General features: G+C 60.7%; 14 protein-coding genes and 6 tRNA genes. 18 read left to right on the top strand and 2 right to left on the bottom strand.

Annotation, left to right across the window (positions count from 1 at the left end; genetic code table 11):
* The first annotated feature begins 46 nt into the window (after positions 1-46).
* The 14 genes from aruF (at position 47) to V6093_RS10610 (ending at position 11,830) form a co-directional block, all read left to right on the top strand.
* The gene (gene aruF / locus V6093_RS10675) at positions 47-1,066 is read left to right on the top strand and encodes an arginine/ornithine succinyltransferase subunit alpha (protein ID WP_012051578.1); all 1,020 of its coding nucleotides are present in this window, start codon (positions 47-49) and stop codon (positions 1,064-1,066) included.
* 78 nt (positions 1,067-1,144) lie between these two features.
* Entirely contained in the window at positions 1,145-2,173 is a 1,029-nt protein-coding gene (gene astA / locus V6093_RS10670; protein ID WP_003254513.1) for an arginine N-succinyltransferase, read from the top strand.
* Positions 2,174-3,637 carry a succinylglutamate-semialdehyde dehydrogenase gene (gene astD / locus V6093_RS10665; protein ID WP_004577069.1) on the top strand — a complete coding sequence of 488 codons (1,464 nt, stop codon included), beginning with the start codon at positions 2,174-2,176 and terminating at the stop codon, positions 3,635-3,637. It begins immediately after the preceding gene.
* A gap of 23 nt (positions 3,638-3,660) precedes the next feature.
* Positions 3,661-5,010, top strand: coding sequence for an N-succinylarginine dihydrolase (gene astB, locus V6093_RS10660; protein ID WP_004577068.1), 1,350 nt, complete (start codon positions 3,661-3,663; stop codon positions 5,008-5,010).
* Positions 5,011-5,024: 14 nt separating this feature from the next.
* Positions 5,025-5,315, top strand: coding sequence for a topoisomerase II (locus V6093_RS10655; protein WP_003254508.1), 291 nt, complete (start codon positions 5,025-5,027; stop codon positions 5,313-5,315).
* A 10-nt stretch (positions 5,316-5,325) separates the two neighbouring features.
* Positions 5,326-6,333, top strand: coding sequence for a succinylglutamate desuccinylase (astE, locus tag V6093_RS10650; RefSeq protein ID WP_003254507.1), 1,008 nt, complete (start codon positions 5,326-5,328; stop codon positions 6,331-6,333).
* Positions 6,334-6,717: 384 nt separating this feature from the next.
* Positions 6,718-9,342 (top strand): alanine--tRNA ligase, encoded by a 2,625-nt coding sequence (alaS, locus tag V6093_RS10645; protein ID WP_003254505.1) that lies wholly within the window; start codon positions 6,718-6,720, stop codon positions 9,340-9,342.
* Between the two features lie 102 nt (positions 9,343-9,444).
* The gene (locus tag V6093_RS10640) at positions 9,445-10,680 is read left to right on the top strand and encodes an aspartate kinase (protein WP_003254504.1); all 1,236 of its coding nucleotides are present in this window, start codon (positions 9,445-9,447) and stop codon (positions 10,678-10,680) included.
* Positions 10,681-10,846: 166 nt separating this feature from the next.
* The gene (gene csrA, locus V6093_RS10635; RefSeq protein ID WP_003254503.1) at positions 10,847-11,035 is read left to right on the top strand and encodes a carbon storage regulator CsrA; all 189 of its coding nucleotides are present in this window, start codon (positions 10,847-10,849) and stop codon (positions 11,033-11,035) included.
* 72 nt (positions 11,036-11,107) lie between these two features.
* Positions 11,108-11,198, top strand: a tRNA-Ser gene (locus V6093_RS10630).
* A gap of 106 nt (positions 11,199-11,304) precedes the next feature.
* Positions 11,305-11,381: transfer RNA gene (locus V6093_RS10625), tRNA-Arg, on the top strand.
* A 71-nt stretch (positions 11,382-11,452) separates the two neighbouring features.
* Positions 11,453-11,529, top strand: a tRNA-Arg gene (locus V6093_RS10620).
* Between the two features lie 74 nt (positions 11,530-11,603).
* A tRNA-Arg gene (locus V6093_RS10615) sits at positions 11,604-11,680 on the top strand.
* A gap of 73 nt (positions 11,681-11,753) precedes the next feature.
* Positions 11,754-11,830, top strand: a tRNA-Arg gene (locus tag V6093_RS10610).
* Positions 11,831-11,850: 20 nt separating this feature from the next.
* On the opposite strand, the gene V6093_RS10605 is transcribed toward V6093_RS10610, so the two are convergent.
* Positions 11,851-12,033 carry a hypothetical protein gene (locus V6093_RS10605; RefSeq protein WP_127644222.1) on the bottom strand — a complete coding sequence of 61 codons (183 nt, stop codon included), beginning with the start codon at positions 12,031-12,033 and terminating at the stop codon, positions 11,851-11,853.
* 193 nt (positions 12,034-12,226) lie between these two features.
* On the opposite strand from V6093_RS10605, the gene mgtE reads away from it, so the two are divergent.
* Positions 12,227-13,669 carry a magnesium transporter gene (gene mgtE / locus V6093_RS10600; RefSeq protein WP_003254500.1) on the top strand — a complete coding sequence of 481 codons (1,443 nt, stop codon included), beginning with the start codon at positions 12,227-12,229 and terminating at the stop codon, positions 13,667-13,669.
* A gap of 106 nt (positions 13,670-13,775) precedes the next feature.
* Here mgtE and V6093_RS10595 read toward each other — a convergent pair whose 3' ends face one another.
* Positions 13,776-14,102 (bottom strand): Arc family DNA-binding protein, encoded by a 327-nt coding sequence (locus V6093_RS10595; RefSeq protein ID WP_003254499.1) that lies wholly within the window; start codon positions 14,100-14,102, stop codon positions 13,776-13,778.
* Positions 14,103-14,171: 69 nt separating this feature from the next.
* Between V6093_RS10595 and V6093_RS10590 the strand changes: the two genes are divergently transcribed.
* The 3 genes from V6093_RS10590 (at position 14,172) to V6093_RS10580 (ending at position 15,228) form a co-directional block, all read left to right on the top strand.
* The gene (locus V6093_RS10590) at positions 14,172-14,375 is read left to right on the top strand and encodes a hypothetical protein (protein ID WP_014755754.1); all 204 of its coding nucleotides are present in this window, start codon (positions 14,172-14,174) and stop codon (positions 14,373-14,375) included.
* 71 nt (positions 14,376-14,446) lie between these two features.
* The gene (gene phnN, locus V6093_RS10585) at positions 14,447-15,040 is read left to right on the top strand and encodes a phosphonate metabolism protein/1,5-bisphosphokinase (PRPP-forming) PhnN (RefSeq protein ID WP_406669789.1); all 594 of its coding nucleotides are present in this window, start codon (positions 14,447-14,449) and stop codon (positions 15,038-15,040) included.
* Positions 15,041-15,151: 111 nt separating this feature from the next.
* Positions 15,152-15,228: transfer RNA gene (locus V6093_RS10580), tRNA-Arg, on the top strand.
* The last annotated feature ends 47 nt before the right edge of the window (positions 15,229-15,275 follow it).

Genomic DNA, 15,275 nt, shown 5'->3' with positions numbered 1-15,275 from the left:
TTTTCCGTGCCGACGTGAATGGCCCGTATTCCAAAGGAGTGACACCATGCTGGTGATGCGCCCCGCGCAAATGGCTGATCTGAACGACGTGCAGCGCATGGCTGCAGACAGCCCCATTGGTGTCACCTCGCTGCCGGACGACACTGCTCGTCTGGGCGACAAGATTGCCGCCTCTGAGACATCCTTCGCCGCCGAGGTCAGCTTCAACGGTGAAGAGAGTTACTTTTTCGTGCTCGAAGACAGTGAAACAGGCAAGTTGGCCGGCTGCTCGGCCATCGTCGCTTCGGCCGGGTACTCCGAGCCGTTCTACAGTTTTCGTAACGAAACATTCGTGCACGCCTCACGCGAGCTGAAGATACACAACAAGATCCATGTGCTGTCGCTGTGCCACGATCTGACCGGCAACAGCCTGCTGACCAGCTTCTATGTGGCGCCGGAGTTGGTGAACAGTGGCTGGGCCGAGCTCAACTCGCGCGGCCGACTGCTGTTCATGGCTGCGCACCCGGAGCGCTTTGCCGATTCGGTGGTGACCGAAATCGTCGGCTTCAGCGACGAGCAGGGTGAATCGCCGTTCTGGGATGCCATCGGCCGCAACTTCTTCGACCTCAACTATGCCGACGCCGAGCGCCTGTGCGGCCTGAAGAGCCGTACCTTTCTCGCCGAGCTGATGCCCCACTACCCGATCTACGTGCCGTTGTTGCCAGACCTGGCGCAGGAAGCCATGGGCCAGGTACATCCGCGGGCGCAGATCACCTTCGACATACTCATGCGCGAAGGCTTCGAGACCGAGCACTACATCGACATCTTCGACGGCGGCCCGACCCTGCATGCGCGCACCTCTGGCATCCGCTCGATCGCCCAGAGCCGGGTGGTGCCGGTGAAGATCGAAGAGGCCCCGGCCAAAGGCGGTCGCCCGTACCTGGTGTGCAACGGCCTGTTGCAGGACTACCGCGCGGTGTTGCTGGACCTGGACTGGGTGCCTGGCAAGCCGGTCAGCCTGAGCGTGGCAGCAGCCGACGCGCTGGGCGTGGGCGAGGGCGCCAGCGTGCGCCTGGTCGCGGTTTGAGGTCTGGCAACAGACGTTTCGGGATTGATGCGTTAGCAGAGTTTCGCGCCGGCCGATGCCGCCGCACAAGGAGATAGCATGATCGTTCGTCCTGTACGCAGCAGCGATTTGCCTGCGTTGATCGAATTGGCACGCAGCACCGGCACCACCGGGCTGACCACGCTGCCGGCCAACGAAGAGCGCCTGGGGCATCGCGTTGGTTGGGCGGAAAAAAGCTTTCGTGGCGAAGCCGAGCGTGGCGACACCGATTACCTGTTCGTGCTGGAAAACGACGAAGGTCTGGTGGTGGGTATCAGTGCCATCGCCGGCGCCGTCGGCCTGCGTGAGCCTTGGTACAACTACCGGGTCGGCCTGACTGTCAGCGCCTCGCAGGAGCTGAAGATCTACCGCGAAATCCCGACGCTGTTCCTGGCCAACGACCTGACCGGCAACTCCGAGCTGTGCTCGCTGTTCCTGCGTAGCGACTACCGCTCGGGCCTCAATGGCCGCCTGCTGTCGCGTGCGCGCATGCTGTTCATTGCCGAGTTCCCCGAGCTGTTCGGCAAGAAGATCATTGCCGAAATGCGCGGCATGTCTGACGAGCAGGGCCGTTCGCCGTTCTGGGAAAGCCTGGGCCGGCATTTTTTCAAGATGGAGTTCAGCCAGGCCGATTACCTCACCGGCGTGGGCAACAAGTCGTTCATCGCCGAACTGATGCCCAAGTTCCCGCTGTACACCTGCTTCCTGTCCGAAGCGGCGCGCAGTGTGATCGGCCGTGTGCACAAAGACACCGAGCCGGCGCTGGCCATGCTCAAGCAGGAAGGCTTCAACTACCAGGGCTACGTCGACATCTTCGATGCCGGCCCGGCCATCGAGTGTGACACTGCCAAGATCCGCGCCGTGCGCGAGAGCCAGACCCTGGTGCTGGCGGTAGGTACGCCAGGCGATGACGCGACCCCTTTCATCATCCACAACCGCAAGCGCGACGATTGCCGCATCACTGCTGCACCTGCACGGTTGGCCGCCGGCACCCTGGTGGTCGACCCATTGACCGCCAAGCGCCTGCGCATGGGCGTCGGCGACAATGTCCGCGCGGTGCCGCTGTCGGCCAGCCGGGAGGCCCAGTAAATGACCACGCATTACATCGCAGGCAATTGGCAGGCCGGCCAGGGCGAAACCCTGCAGTCGCTCAACCCGGTGACCCAGGCCGTGATCTGGCAAGGGCAGGGCGCTGACGCCAGCCAGGTCGACGCTGCCGTGCAGGCCGCGCGGCAGGCCTTTCCGGCCTGGGCGCAATTGAGCCTGGAGGCACGTATCGATGTGCTGGAGAAGTTTGCCGCGCAGCTGAAAGTGCATGCCGAAGCCATGGCCCAGTGCATTGGCGAGGAAACCGGGAAGCCGCTGTGGGAATCTGCGACTGAAGTCACCAGCATGATCAACAAGGTGGCGATTTCGGTACAGAGCTACCGCGAGCGCACCGGCGAAAAGAGTGGTCCGCTGGCCGATGCCACGGCTGTTCTGCGGCACAAGCCTCACGGCGTCGTGGCGGTGTTCGGCCCTTACAACTTCCCCGGGCACCTGCCCAATGGCCATATCGTGCCGGCGCTGCTGGCAGGCAACTGCGTGGTGTTCAAGCCCAGCGAGCTCACCCCCAAGGTCGCTGAGCTTACCGTCAACTGCTGGATTGCTGCCGGCCTGCCGGCGGGTGTGCTGAACCTGGTGCAGGGCGCACGTGAAACCGGTGTGGCGCTGGCCGCCAACCCAGGTATCGATGGCCTGTTCTTCACCGGCTCCAGCCGCACCGGCAACCTGCTGCATCAACAGTTCGCAGGCCGCCCAGACAAGATCCTGGCCCTGGAAATGGGGGGTAACAACCCGCTGGTGGTGGACGAGGTCAAGGACCTCGATGCGGCGGTGTATACCATTGTCCAGTCGGCGTTCATTTCCGCCGGCCAGCGTTGCACCTGCGCGCGGCGCCTGCTGGTGCCGCAAGGCGCCTGGGGCGATGCGCTGATCGCGCGCCTGGTCGAAGTGTGCAAAACCATCACGGTGGGGGCGTTCGATGAACAGCCGGCGCCTTTCATGGGGTCGGTGATTTCGCTGCAGGCGGCTCGGGCGCTGCTTGCCGCCCAGGTTGAACTGGCCGCCAAAGGTGGCGTGAAACTGCTGGAAATGACTCAGCCGCAGGCCGATGCCGCACTGCTGACCCCGGGCATTGTCGATGTCACCGCCGTGGCTGACCGCCCGGACGAAGAGTTTTTCGGCCCGCTGTTGCAGGTGATCCGCTACGCCGACTTCGATGCTGCCATCGATGAAGCCAATAACACCCAGTATGGCCTGGCCGCCGGCTTATTGTCTGATTCGCGAGCCCGCTACCAGTACTTCTGGTTGCGCAGTCGCGCTGGCATCGTCAACTGGAACAAGCAGCTGACGGGGGCTGCCAGCAGCGCGCCGTTCGGTGGTGTGGGTGCCAGTGGCAACCATCGCGCCAGCGCCTATTACGCGGCCGACTACTGCGCTTACCCCGTGGCTTCGCTGGAGACCGCCAGCCTTGCCTTGCCGGCGACCCTGACGCCGGGCGTCACCCTATAACAACAGGTCACGGAGCCTAGCCGATGAAATCCTATGAAGTGAATTTTGATGGCCTGGTGGGGCCTACCCACAACTATGGCGGCCTGTCTTACGGTAACGTGGCTTCGCAGAGCAACAGCCAGCAGGCGTCCAACCCGCGTGAGGCCGCGCGCCAGGGCCTGGCGAAGATGAAAGCGCTGGCCGACATGGGCTTCAAGCAGGGTGTTCTGGCGCCACAAGAGCGCCCGGACGTGGCGGCGCTGCGCCGCCTGGGGTTCAGTGGTAGCGATGCCGACGTTATCCAGCGCGCCGCCCGCGAGGCCATGCCGTTGCTGGTGGCCAGTTGCTCGGCCTCGAGCATGTGGGTGGCCAACGCCGCGACAGTCAGCCCGAGTGCCGACACTGCTGACGGTCGCGTGCACTTCACTGCCGCCAACCTCAACTGCAAATATCACCGTAGCATCGAACACCCGACCACCAGCCGCGTGCTGGGCGCCATGTTCAACAACGAGAAACACTTTGCCCACCACGCTGCGCTGCCTGCCGTGGCACAGTTCGGTGACGAGGGCGCGGCCAACCACACGCGCTTCTGCCGCGCCTATGGCGAGGCTGGCGTGGAATTTTTTGTCTACGGCCGCAGTGCCTTCGACAGCCGTTACCCCGCGCCACAGAAGTACCCGGCCCGACAAACCCTGGAGGCCTCGCAAGCTGTGGCCCGGCTGCACGGCCTGAGCGATGACGGTGTGGTCTACGCTCAACAGAACCCGGCGGTGATCGACCAGGGTGTGTTCCACAATGATGTGATTTCGGTCGGTAACGGCGAGGTGCTGTTCTACCACGAGGACGCGTTTCTCGAGACCGACGCGGTACTTGGGCAACTGCGAGCTAAACTGGCCAGCAAGGGTGGCAACTTCCAGGCCATCTGCGTGCCCAGGGCCGCGGTGGCGGTGGAGGACGCGGTGCGTTCCTACCTGTTCAACAGCCAGCTGCTCAGCCGCGACGATGGTTCCATGCTGCTGGTCGTGCCGGAAGAGTGCCGCAACAACGAGCGGGTCTGGGCCTATCTGGGCCAGCTGACCAGCCAGGGAGGCCCGGTGAAGGAGGTCAAGGTATTCGACCTCAAGCAAAGCATGCAAAACGGCGGCGGCCCCGCCTGCCTGCGTTTGCGCGTGGCTTTGAAAGAAGCGGAACTGGCAGCCGTCAACCAAGGCGTTATCATGACGGCCCCGCTGTATGACACGCTGCTGCAGTGGGTCGACAGGCACTACCGCGATCGCCTTGGCGAAGCAGACCTGGCTGACCCGCAACTGCTGGTGGAATGCCGTACGGCACTGGACGAATTGACCCAGATCCTGAAGTTGGGCTCGGTGTATCCGTTCCAACGCCAACCTTGAAGAGAGACTCTGTAATGACCGACGCCTTGCGCCTGATCCTTGAAGATGAAGACGGCACCCAGCTGGAAACTTCCTGCACCCGCTTTGCTGTGGTCTGGCAAGGCAAGGAAGTGTGGATTCAGCAGGATGGCCGTGGCCAGTTGCTGATCGGCGTGGATGTCGAGGAAGACGACACCGAGTATGCCAACTTGCTGCTGCGCCCGATGGCCACCAATCTGGTCAGCCTGCAGCTGGAAATGGAGCCGGCAGAACTTGGCGAAGACGACGATCACGTTCATGGCCCTGACTGCGGTCACCACCACTAAGGAAGCACCTATGCTCGCCCTTGGCAAATTGCTTGAGCTGACCCTCACCGCTCACGAACCGGCTGAGAAGACCCAAGTGACACCCGGGGGCGCGCGTTTGCGATGGCTGGGGGAGGGCGCGCTCGAAGTGCGTCCGGCCGAAAGCGAAGATTGCGGGCTGGACTTGCTGTTGTCCGCCGGCATTCATGGCAACGAAACAGCGCCGATCGAATTGCTCGAACGGCTGCTGCACGGCGTGGCCAACGGCAAGATCAAACCCAGGGCACGGGTGCTGTTCCTGTTCGGCAACCCGGCGGCGATCCGCAAGGGCGAGCGCTTTATCGAACAGGACATCAACCGCTTGTTCAATGGTCGCCATGAGCTGTCCAGCGGGTTCGAAGCACTGCGTGCTGCCGAGCTTGAACAGTTCGCCCGGGTGTTCTTCAGCAAGCCGGGGCGCAACCGCCTGCATTACGACCTGCATACTGCCATCCGCGGTTCGAAGATCGAGCAATTCGCCTTGTACCCTTATAAAGAGGGGCGCAAGCACTCCCGTCGTGAGCTGGCGCGCCTGGCGGCGGCAGGTATGGAGGCGGTGCTGCTGCAAAGCAAGTCGTCCATCACCTTCAGTGCTTTCACCTACGAACAGCTTGAGGCTGAAGCTTTCACTCTGGAGTTGGGCAAGGCCCGCCCGTTCGGCCAGAACGAGCAGGTGAACCTCGACAAGCTCGAAGAGCGGCTGATCCGCATCATCGAGGCTACCGAGCCCGAAAACGAAAGTTCGCTGGATGGCCTGCAGCTGTTCAGTGTTTCCCGCGAAATCATCAAGCACAGCGACAGCTTCCACCTGCACCTGCCGGCGGACATCGAAAACTTCTCCGAGCTGAGCAAGGGTTACCTGCTGGCTGAAGACCTGGCCGAGATGCGCTGGGTAGTCGAGGAGGAGGGCGCGCGCATCATCTTCCCCAATCCCAAGGTCAGGAACGGCCTGCGCGCCGGCATTCTGATCGTGCCGGATTCGGGGCAGCGGCTGGGGTGAGAGCGGTGTCGCCTGTTTCGCGGGTGAACCCGCTCCTACGGGCATGGCGCCACATTAAGGCCTTGCACATACCTTGTAGGAGCGGGTTTACCCGCGAACCAGGCGACACAGTTTCGGATCCTATCCATGATGAAAACCTTTTAATTCACCGCCTGTTCCCTTTTCCCCTCCCTTAAGCGGTAATTGGCTTGCCAGTGGCGAAACACAGGATTTAGCATCCGGTCATGTCGTTTTCGTTTGCATAGCCCGAAAAACCGTCCAAACGATGGCTTCTATCGTATAAACACACTGCATCAAGACTGCAGGACCGATATAATGCGGCCCTTTGCCGTCGTTTCGTCGACGCGTTTGCCCAACAGGGCCGCCGTTTCCGTGGAAGAACCTATGAAAAGCGCAGAAATCCGTGAAGCCTTCCTTCGCTTCTTCGAAGAGCAGGGACATACCCGAGTCGCCTCCAGTTCGCTGATCCCGAACAACGACCCGACCCTGCTGTTCACCAACGCAGGCATGAACCAGTTCAAGGACTGCTTCCTCGGTGCGGAGAAGCGCGCCTACACGCGTGCTGTCAGCAGCCAGAAGTGCGTGCGTGCCGGTGGCAAGCACAACGACCTGGAAAACGTCGGTTACACCGCGCGTCACCACACCTTCTTCGAAATGCTGGGCAACTTCAGCTTCGGCGACTATTTCAAGCGCGACGCCATTACCTTTGCCTGGACCTTCCTGACGTCTGAGCAGTGGCTGAACCTGCCCAAGGAAAAGCTCTGGGTCACCGTCTACGCCACCGACGACGAAGCCTACGACATCTGGACCAAGGAAGTCGGCGTGCCGGCCGAGCGCATGGTGCGCATCGGCGATAACAAGGGCGCCCCGTACGCCTCCGACAACTTCTGGACCATGGGCGATACCGGCCCGTGCGGCCCATGCACCGAGATTTTCTACGATCACGGCCCGGATATCTGGGGTGGCCCACCTGGCTCGCCAGAAGAAGACGGTGACCGTTACATCGAGATCTGGAACAACGTCTTCATGCAGTTCAACCGCACAGCCGACGGTGTGTTGCACCCGCTGCCAGCGCCGTCGGTGGACACCGGCATGGGCCTGGAGCGCGTCAGCGCCGTGCTGCAGCACGTGCATTCGAACTACGAGATCGACCTGTTCCAGAACCTGCTGGCTGCCGCAGCCCAGGCCATCGGTTGCAGCAATGACGGCCAGGCCTCGCTGAAAGTGGTCGCCGACCACATCCGTTCGTGCGGCTTCCTGATTGCCGACGGCGTGCTGCCGTCCAACGAAGGCCGTGGCTACGTGCTGCGCCGCATCATTCGCCGCGCTTGCCGTCACGGCAACAAGCTGGGCGCCAAGGGCAGCTTCTTCTACCAGATCGTTGCCGCACTGGCCGCTGAAATGGGCGAAGCCTTCCCGGAGCTGAAGAGCCAGCAAGCGCACATCGAGCGCGTGCTCAAGGCCGAAGAAGAGCAGTTCGCCAAGACCCTGGAGCAGGGCCTGCGCATCCTCGAGCAAGACCTGGCCCAGCTGAAAGGCGACGTGGTACCGGGCGACGTGGTGTTCAAGCTGTACGACACCTATGGCTTCCCGATGGACCTGACTGCCGACATCGCCCGTGAGCGTGAGCTGACTATCGACGAAGCCGGCTTCGAGCGTGAAATGGACGCCCAGCGTGAGCGTGCCCGTTCCGCCAGCGCCTTCGGCATGGATTACAACAGCCTGGTCAAGGTCGACAGCGCCACCGAGTTCCTCGGTTACGACACCACCGAGGGCCAGGGCAAGATCATCGCCCTGTACAAGGACGGCCAATCCGTTGACCAGCTGGGTGAAGGCGAGCAGGGCGTTGTGGTGCTCGACCGCACGCCGTTCTACGCCGAGTCCGGTGGCCAGGTCGGTGACAGCGGCTTCCTGCAGGCGGGTGCTGCACGCTTCGACGTGCGTGATACCACCAAGACCGGCGGCGCCTTCCTGCACCACGGCGTGGTCGCCAGCGGTGCGCTGCTGATCGGTTCGCCCGTCGAGGCCAAGGTCGATGCCGACGTACAGCACGCCACCTCGTTGAATCACTCCGCCACCCACCTGCTGCACGAAGCATTGCGCCAGGTACTGGGCGAGCATGTACAGCAGAAGGGCTCGCTGGTCGACAGCCAGCGCCTGCGTTTCGACTTCAGCCACTTCGAAGCGGTGAAGCCGGAGCAGATCAAGCAGCTGGAAGACATCGTCAACCGCGAGATTCGCAAGAACACCCCGGTTGAAACCGAACTGACCGACATCGAAACTGCCAAGGCCAAAGGCGCAATGGCGCTGTTCGGCGAGAAATACGGCGACACCGTGCGTGTGCTGAGCATGGGTGGTGATTTTTCGGTGGAATTGTGCGGCGGTATCCACGCCAAGCGCACCGGTGACATCAGCCTGTTCAAGATCATCAGCGAAGGCGGCGTAGCCTCTGGCGTGCGCCGTATCGAAGCCGTAACCGGTGCCGCTGCGCTGGCTTACCTGAACGCTGCCGAAGAGCAGGTCAAGGAAGCCGCACAACTGGTCAAGGGTAACCGCGACAACCTGATCGACAAGCTGTCGGCTGTGCTTGAGCGCAACCGCCAGCTGGAGAAGCAGCTGGAGCAGCTGCAGGCCAAGGCCGCCAGCGCCGCCGGGGACGATCTCTCCAACGCGGCCGTTGAGGTCAAGGGTGCCAAGGTCCTCGCCGCCCGCCTGGATGGGCAGGATGGCAAGGCCCTGCTGGCCCTGGTCGATCAGCTGAAGAACAAGCTCGGCCACGCAGTGATCCTGCTGGGCAGCGAGCATGAGGGCAAGGTTGTGCTGGTGGCCGGCGTGACCAAGGACCTCTCCAGCCAACTCAAGGCTGGCGATCTGATGAAACAAGCCGCTGCGGCGGTGGGTGGCAAGGGCGGCGGCCGTCCGGACATGGCCCAGGGTGGTGGCGTCGACGTCGCTGCCCTGGACCAGGCCCTGGCGCTGGCCGTGCCATTCGCAGAGCAGGGACTTTGAGATGAGGGGGTGGAGGGTCTAGTGGCCACACAGGCCACTCCCGTCCACCCCTTCATGTTGGATTGTTTTTTGGGGCCCTGTATGGGCTGAGGCACCATTGAAATGGCGTTGATCGTACAGAAATTTGGCGGCACCTCTGTCGGTTCCATCGAGCGGATCGAGCAGGTAGCCGAAAAGGTCAAGAAACACCGTGAAGCGGGCGACGACCTGGTGGTTGTGCTGTCGGCCATGAGCGGTGAAACCAATCGCCTGATCGACTTGGCCAAGCAGATCACCGATCAGCCGGTTCCTCGTGAACTGGACGTGATCGTGTCGACGGGTGAGCAGGTCACCATTGCCCTGCTGACCATGGCCTTGATCAAGCGTGGTGTGCCAGCGGTGTCCTACACCGGCAACCAGGTGCGTATTCTCACCGACAGCTCGCACAACAAGGCGCGCATTCTGCAAATCGACGACCAGAAGATTCGTGCCGACCTCAAGGAAGGTCGCGTGGTCGTGGTTGCAGGCTTCCAGGGTGTCGACGAGCACGGCAGCATCACTACCCTGGGTCGTGGTGGCTCTGATACCACCGGCGTGGCCCTGGCGGCAGCGCTGAAGGCTGATGAGTGCCAGATCTACACTGATGTTGATGGCGTCTACACCACCGACCCGCGCGTCGTGCCACAGGCTCGTCGCCTGGAGAAGATCACCTTCGAAGAGATGCTGGAAATGGCCAGCCTCGGTTCCAAGGTGCTGCAGATCCGTTCGGTGGAGTTCGCCGGCAAGTACAACGTTCCGCTGCGCGTGCTGCACAGCTTCAAGGAGGGTCCGGGTACCCTCATTACCATTGATGAAGAGGAATCCATGGAACAGCCGATCATTTCCGGTATCGCCTTCAACCGTGATGAAGCAAAGCTGACCATTCGCGGCGTGCCGGATACCCCGGGCGTGGCCTTCAAGATCCTCGGCCCGATCAGCGCTTCGAACATCGAAGTCGACATGATCGTGCAGAACGTTGCTCACGATAACACCACCGACTTCACCTTCACCGTGCACCGCAATGAGTACGAGAAGGCGCAGAGCGTACTGGAAAACACTGCGCGCGAAATCGGTGCCCGTGAAGTGATCGGCGACACCAAGATCGCCAAGGTCTCGATCGTTGGCGTCGGCATGCGTTCGCACGCCGGTGTTGCCAGCTGCATGTTCGAAGCCCTGGCCAAGGAGAGCATCAACATCCAGATGATCTCCACTTCCGAGATCAAGGTTTCGGTGGTGCTCGAAGAGAAGTACCTGGAGCTGGCCGTGCGCGCGCTGCATACCGCGTTCGATCTGGATGCTCCTGCCCGACAGGGCGAGTAAGGCGCTGCCTGGAAGGGCGCGGCTTGCCGCGCCCTTCGCGTTTCTGCTCGCCGCGCAGGCCCTGTCCTGCCCTGTGCGGCGAGTAACCGGGGCCATGGTCGTCGTCCGCGACCCGGCCCGATATCCAAGACTGTTACCCCTGAATGTTTTGCGTAAGGAGAAAGCTATGTTGATTCTGACTCGTCGGTGCGCCGAGAGCCTGATCATTGGAGACGGCGAGATCACCGTGACGGTGCTTGGCGTCAAAGGCAACCAGGTGCGTATTGGCGTGAGCGCCCCGAAAGAAGTGGCAGTTCACCGCGAGGAAATCTACCTGCGGATCAAGAAGGAGAAGGATGAAGAGCCAAGCCTTTAATTTTTTTGAAGTTTTTTTCAAAAAAAGGGTTGCAAAGGTGAAAGAGGTTCTTTAATATTCGCCTCGTGTTGCGGTGAGGTGGCCGAGTGGCCGAAGGCGCTCCCCTGCTAAGGGAGTATACCTCATAAGGGTATCGGGGGTTCGAATCCCCCCTTCACCGCCATTATTTGCGTAGGGCGCTGTAAACGGTAGGAACGCTAAGTAGTTGTTTTATAACGAAAAGCTTCTTGCAAAAATGTTTCAGCGACCTATAATGCGCGGCAAGACACGGACTCATAGCTCAGCTGGATAGAGTACTCGGCTACGAACCGAGCGGTCGCAGGTTCGAATCCTGCTGAGTCCGCCACTTTTGAAGTGGCTTTGTTTGCAAGGCTGCTTCAATCAACCAGCGGTATCTGGTCTAAAACTGCCAATCGCGGACTCATAGCTCAGCTGGATAGAGTACTCGGCTACGAACCGAGCGGTCGCAGGTTCGAATCCTGCTGAGTCCGCCACTTTCTTGAAGTGGTTCTGCTTGCAAAGCCATTTCAGTCAACCAGCGGTAATCTGGTTTAAAACTGCCAATCGCGGACTCATAGCTCAGCTGGATAGAGTACTCGGCTACGAACCGAGCGGTCGCAGGTTCGAATCCTGCTGAGTCCGCCACTTTCTTGAAGTGGTTCTGCTTGCAAAGCTACTTCAGTCAGCCAGTGGTAATCTGGTCTAAAACTACCACCACGGACTCATAGCTCAGCTGGATAGAGTACTCGGCTACGAACCGAGCGGTCGCAGGTTCGAATCCTGCTGAGTCCGCCACACCCCATCAGAAAGCCCGCTCAATAGAGCGGGCTTTTTGTTTGTGCGCCAATGAATTCTTGAGCCTGTCGATCTACGCTCTTCTGTAATGATTGCGGTGTAGTCTTGAGCCGCTGAGCGGCCTCAAAAATCAAATGTGCTTTCTCATCCACAACAACCGTCGCACTGATAGCTTCGAGCGTTGTCCCAGCTTTATCACGCAAACGATTGTTCTGGCCAAAAATTTAAGCGATCTGACAGCTTTAGCAGTGTATGATTGCGCCCGTCAGCCCCGCCGGGGCTTGTGGAAAACCACCATGGACTTACCCAGTAGTTACTCGCTAACACGATTCATACAGAAAGATCTGACCGATTGATTCCCTCGGCGTGCTCCGCTGCTGGGAGTGGAGTTCGCCTATGACCGAAGTAGAAGTTAAAAAAGCGCAAGAAAGCCTGCAGGATCGCCTGGCCCAGGTGGTCGAACTGCTGCAGCGTCAGCGCATGGTCGAAGACCTGACCCATCGCCAGGAAGGCGCGCACAATGACCTGGTGGAAAACCTGGTCCACCGCCAGAACCTCGTCGAGCTGCAGCGCAAGCTCGATGACCTGCACCCCGCCGACATCGCCTACATCCTCGAAGCCTTGCCCCTGGAAGATCGCCTGACGGTCTGGCAGCTGGTGCGCTCGGAGCGCGATGGCGACATCCTGCTGGAAGTTTCCGATTCGGTTCGCCAATCGCTGATCGCCGACATGGACGATCACGAGCTGCTGGCTGCCGCCAAGGAGATGGACGCCGACGAACTGGCCGACCTCGCCCCAGAGCTGCCGCGTGACGTTGTTCACGAGCTGATGGAAACCCTCGATGCCCAGCAACGCGAGCGGGTGCGTTCGGCGCTGAGCTACGACGAGGAGCAGGTCGGTGCGCTGATGGACTTCGAGATGGTCACCATCCGCGAAGACGTCAGCCTGGAAGTGGTGCTGCGCTACCTGCGCCGCCTGAAAGAATTGCCGAACCACACCGACAAGTTGTTCGTGGTCGATTACGACGGCATCCTCAAGGGGGTATTGCCGATCAAGCGCCTGCTGGTCAACGACCCGGAGAAGAAGGTGGCGGAGGTCATGGCGACCGACCCTGTCTCCTTCCAGCCCGAGGAAGATGCCTACGATGCAGCGCAGGCTTTCGAGCGTTATGACCTGGTATCCGCCCCGGTGGTGGACAAGAGCGAACGCCTGATCGGCCGTCTGACCATCGACGAAATGGTTGACCTGATTCGTGAGGAAAGCGAGAGCGAAGTCCTCAACATGGCGGGTCTGCGTGAAGAGGAAGATATTTTCGCCTCGGTCTGGCGTTCGTTCCGCAACCGTTGGGCGTGGCTGGCCATCAACCTGATTACCGCGTTCGTTGCTTCGCGAGTGATCGGGTTGTTCGAAGGTTCGATTGAAAAGCTGGTGGCGTTGGCTGCGCTGATGCCGATCGTTGCGGGTATTGGTGGCAACTCTGGTAACCAGACCATCACCATGATCGTCCGCGCCATGGCCCTGGACCAAGTGTCGCCAGGCAATACCAGCCGCTTGATGCGCAAGGAATTGGCGGTGTCGCTGATCAACGGCCTGGTTTGGGGCGGAGTGATTGGTGCGGTGGCTTTCTGGCTGTATGGCAGCTGGTCGCTGGGGGTGGTGATGACTGCAGCGATGACCTTGAACTTGTTGTTGGCAGCGCTGATGGGCGTGCTGATCCCGATGACATTGGCCCGCCTGGGGCGCGACCCTGCGATGGGGGCGAGCGTGATGATCACTGCTGTGACCGACAGCGGTGGTTTCTTCATCTTCCTGGGGCTGGCGACGCTGTTCCTGTTGTAAGCCGATCCTCCCTGTGGGAGCGTCCCGCAGGGAAATGCCTTTGCTGCCAATCAGTCATCCACAAAAAAGCCAGCTTACGCTGGCTTTTTTGTGTTCGCTGCAGGCCTCAGGAAGCGTCTGCGGCCATTTCCACATCGTGAGCGATGAGGGCGACCAGGGCGTTTTGCTGGCGGTGGGACAGTTGGCGGAAACGCTGCAGCAACTCGCGCTCATGCAGGGACAGCTCGGGGCTGTCCAGGCGCATGCTCAGTTCATCACCCAGCGCACCTTCCTGGATAAGGCTCTGCTCCAGGCGTGCAATGATCTCGGAGTTCATGCTGCGGTGGTGGTTGCGCGCTACCTCGGCAATGCGCTCACGCATTCCGTCTGGCAGGCGGACGACGAACTTGTCAGCGGTGCGGCTCGAATAAATAGCCTGTTTCATTGGGCGCATATAAATTGACCAGAGTTTGGTTCAGGGGAAGCGGTTCTCAAATTGGCCGCACGGGATGGAAGTACGACCGTGGCGACGACAAAATGTTCAACCGCCAGTGAAAAATGGATGCTCATCTTGCCTCATGGTCGCCGTTTGCTTGGCGTCAATTATGTGACAAATAGTGAGCCGGATAAAGGCTTTATGCCAGTACCAATTATCAGAAATGAGCACTGGTTTGAAAAGTTTTACATGCTCTGGCTAGCCTGGCCGTCAGTCTTTTGCCGTCAATAATCGGTAAAACGCAGAAAAATGCCCAGAAAAGCCCTAGAATGCGCCGGTTCTCTCCATAGAGCATAGTGGCTATGCAACATGACGCAAGCGACCACCGATCAGGGACGGGCCGGTTGATATTTCTGGTTGGGCCGTCGGGTTCCGGGAAAGACTCCCTGATCGACGCTTCGCGTGAGCAAATGGCCCTCGCCGGGGTAGAAATTGCCCGCCGGGTCATCACCCGTTCGGCCGAAGCCAAAGGCGAAGCTGCCCAAGGGGTCACGCCTGAGCAGTTTGATACCTTGCGTGCGCAGGGTGCGTTTGCCATGCACTGGCGGGCCAATGGCCTGGACTATGGCATACCCCGGCAGGTGGACCAGTGGTTGGCGGCGGGGAGGGCAGTGCTGGTGAATGGCTCGCGGGCTTATCTGCCAGAAGCCCGTCAGCGCTACCCGGATTTGTTGGCCGTGTTGGTCGAGGTCAAGCCTGAGGTGCTGCGCCAGCGCTTGCTGGCCCGGGGCCGGGAAACTGCAGAAGAAGTGGAGCAGCGCCTGGCGCGCAGCGCACGCTTGCAAGCTGCAGCCGACCCGTCGGTGCATGTGCTGGATAATTCTTCCACACTGGAGGCGGCGGTCGCCGCATTTGTTTCGCTGCTTCGCCATCAGGGCGTGCTACCACGGGGATAGCAGCGGCAGAAAAGGATTACGCGAAAAAGCCCAGTTCAGGCATGACAAACGCCAGCATGCTGGTTAACATGCTGGCCATCCCGCTGTGCAGCGTTCGCTGCCGGTCGTAGCGTCTCAGTAGCTCAATTGGATAGAGCATCCCCCTCCTAAGGGGAAGGTTGCAGGTTCAATTCCTGCCTGGGACGCCATTCTCGTCATTCCCATTATTGTCTCCGTCGCCTTTGTCGCCGTCGTG

The sequence above is a fragment of the Pseudomonas putida group bacterium ESBL64 genome (genome assembly GCF_045277175.1).
Taxonomy (GTDB): Bacteria; Pseudomonadota; Gammaproteobacteria; order Pseudomonadales; family Pseudomonadaceae; genus Aquipseudomonas; species Aquipseudomonas alloputida.
Note: the sequence above shows the minus strand (reverse complement) of the source record. Positions and strands in the feature narration are given on the sequence as shown.

Coding starts and splice junctions, on each gene's coding strand:
- aruF (WP_012051578.1), top strand. CDS start 47: ATGCTGGTGATGCGCCCCGCGCAAATGGCTGATCTGAACGACGTGCAG.
- astA (WP_003254513.1), top strand. CDS start 1,145: ATGATCGTTCGTCCTGTACGCAGCAGCGATTTGCCTGCGTTGATCGAA.
- astD (WP_004577069.1), top strand. CDS start 2,174: ATGACCACGCATTACATCGCAGGCAATTGGCAGGCCGGCCAGGGCGAA.
- astB (WP_004577068.1), top strand. CDS start 3,661: ATGAAATCCTATGAAGTGAATTTTGATGGCCTGGTGGGGCCTACCCAC.
- V6093_RS10655 (WP_003254508.1), top strand. CDS start 5,025: ATGACCGACGCCTTGCGCCTGATCCTTGAAGATGAAGACGGCACCCAG.
- astE (WP_003254507.1), top strand. CDS start 5,326: ATGCTCGCCCTTGGCAAATTGCTTGAGCTGACCCTCACCGCTCACGAA.
- alaS (WP_003254505.1), top strand. CDS start 6,718: ATGAAAAGCGCAGAAATCCGTGAAGCCTTCCTTCGCTTCTTCGAAGAG.
- V6093_RS10640 (WP_003254504.1), top strand. CDS start 9,445: ATGGCGTTGATCGTACAGAAATTTGGCGGCACCTCTGTCGGTTCCATC.
- csrA (WP_003254503.1), top strand. CDS start 10,847: ATGTTGATTCTGACTCGTCGGTGCGCCGAGAGCCTGATCATTGGAGAC.
- mgtE (WP_003254500.1), top strand. CDS start 12,227: ATGACCGAAGTAGAAGTTAAAAAAGCGCAAGAAAGCCTGCAGGATCGC.
- V6093_RS10595 (WP_003254499.1), bottom strand. CDS start 14,102: ATGCGCCCAATGAAACAGGCTATTTATTCGAGCCGCACCGCTGACAAG.
- phnN (WP_406669789.1), top strand. CDS start 14,447: ATGCAACATGACGCAAGCGACCACCGATCAGGGACGGGCCGGTTGATA.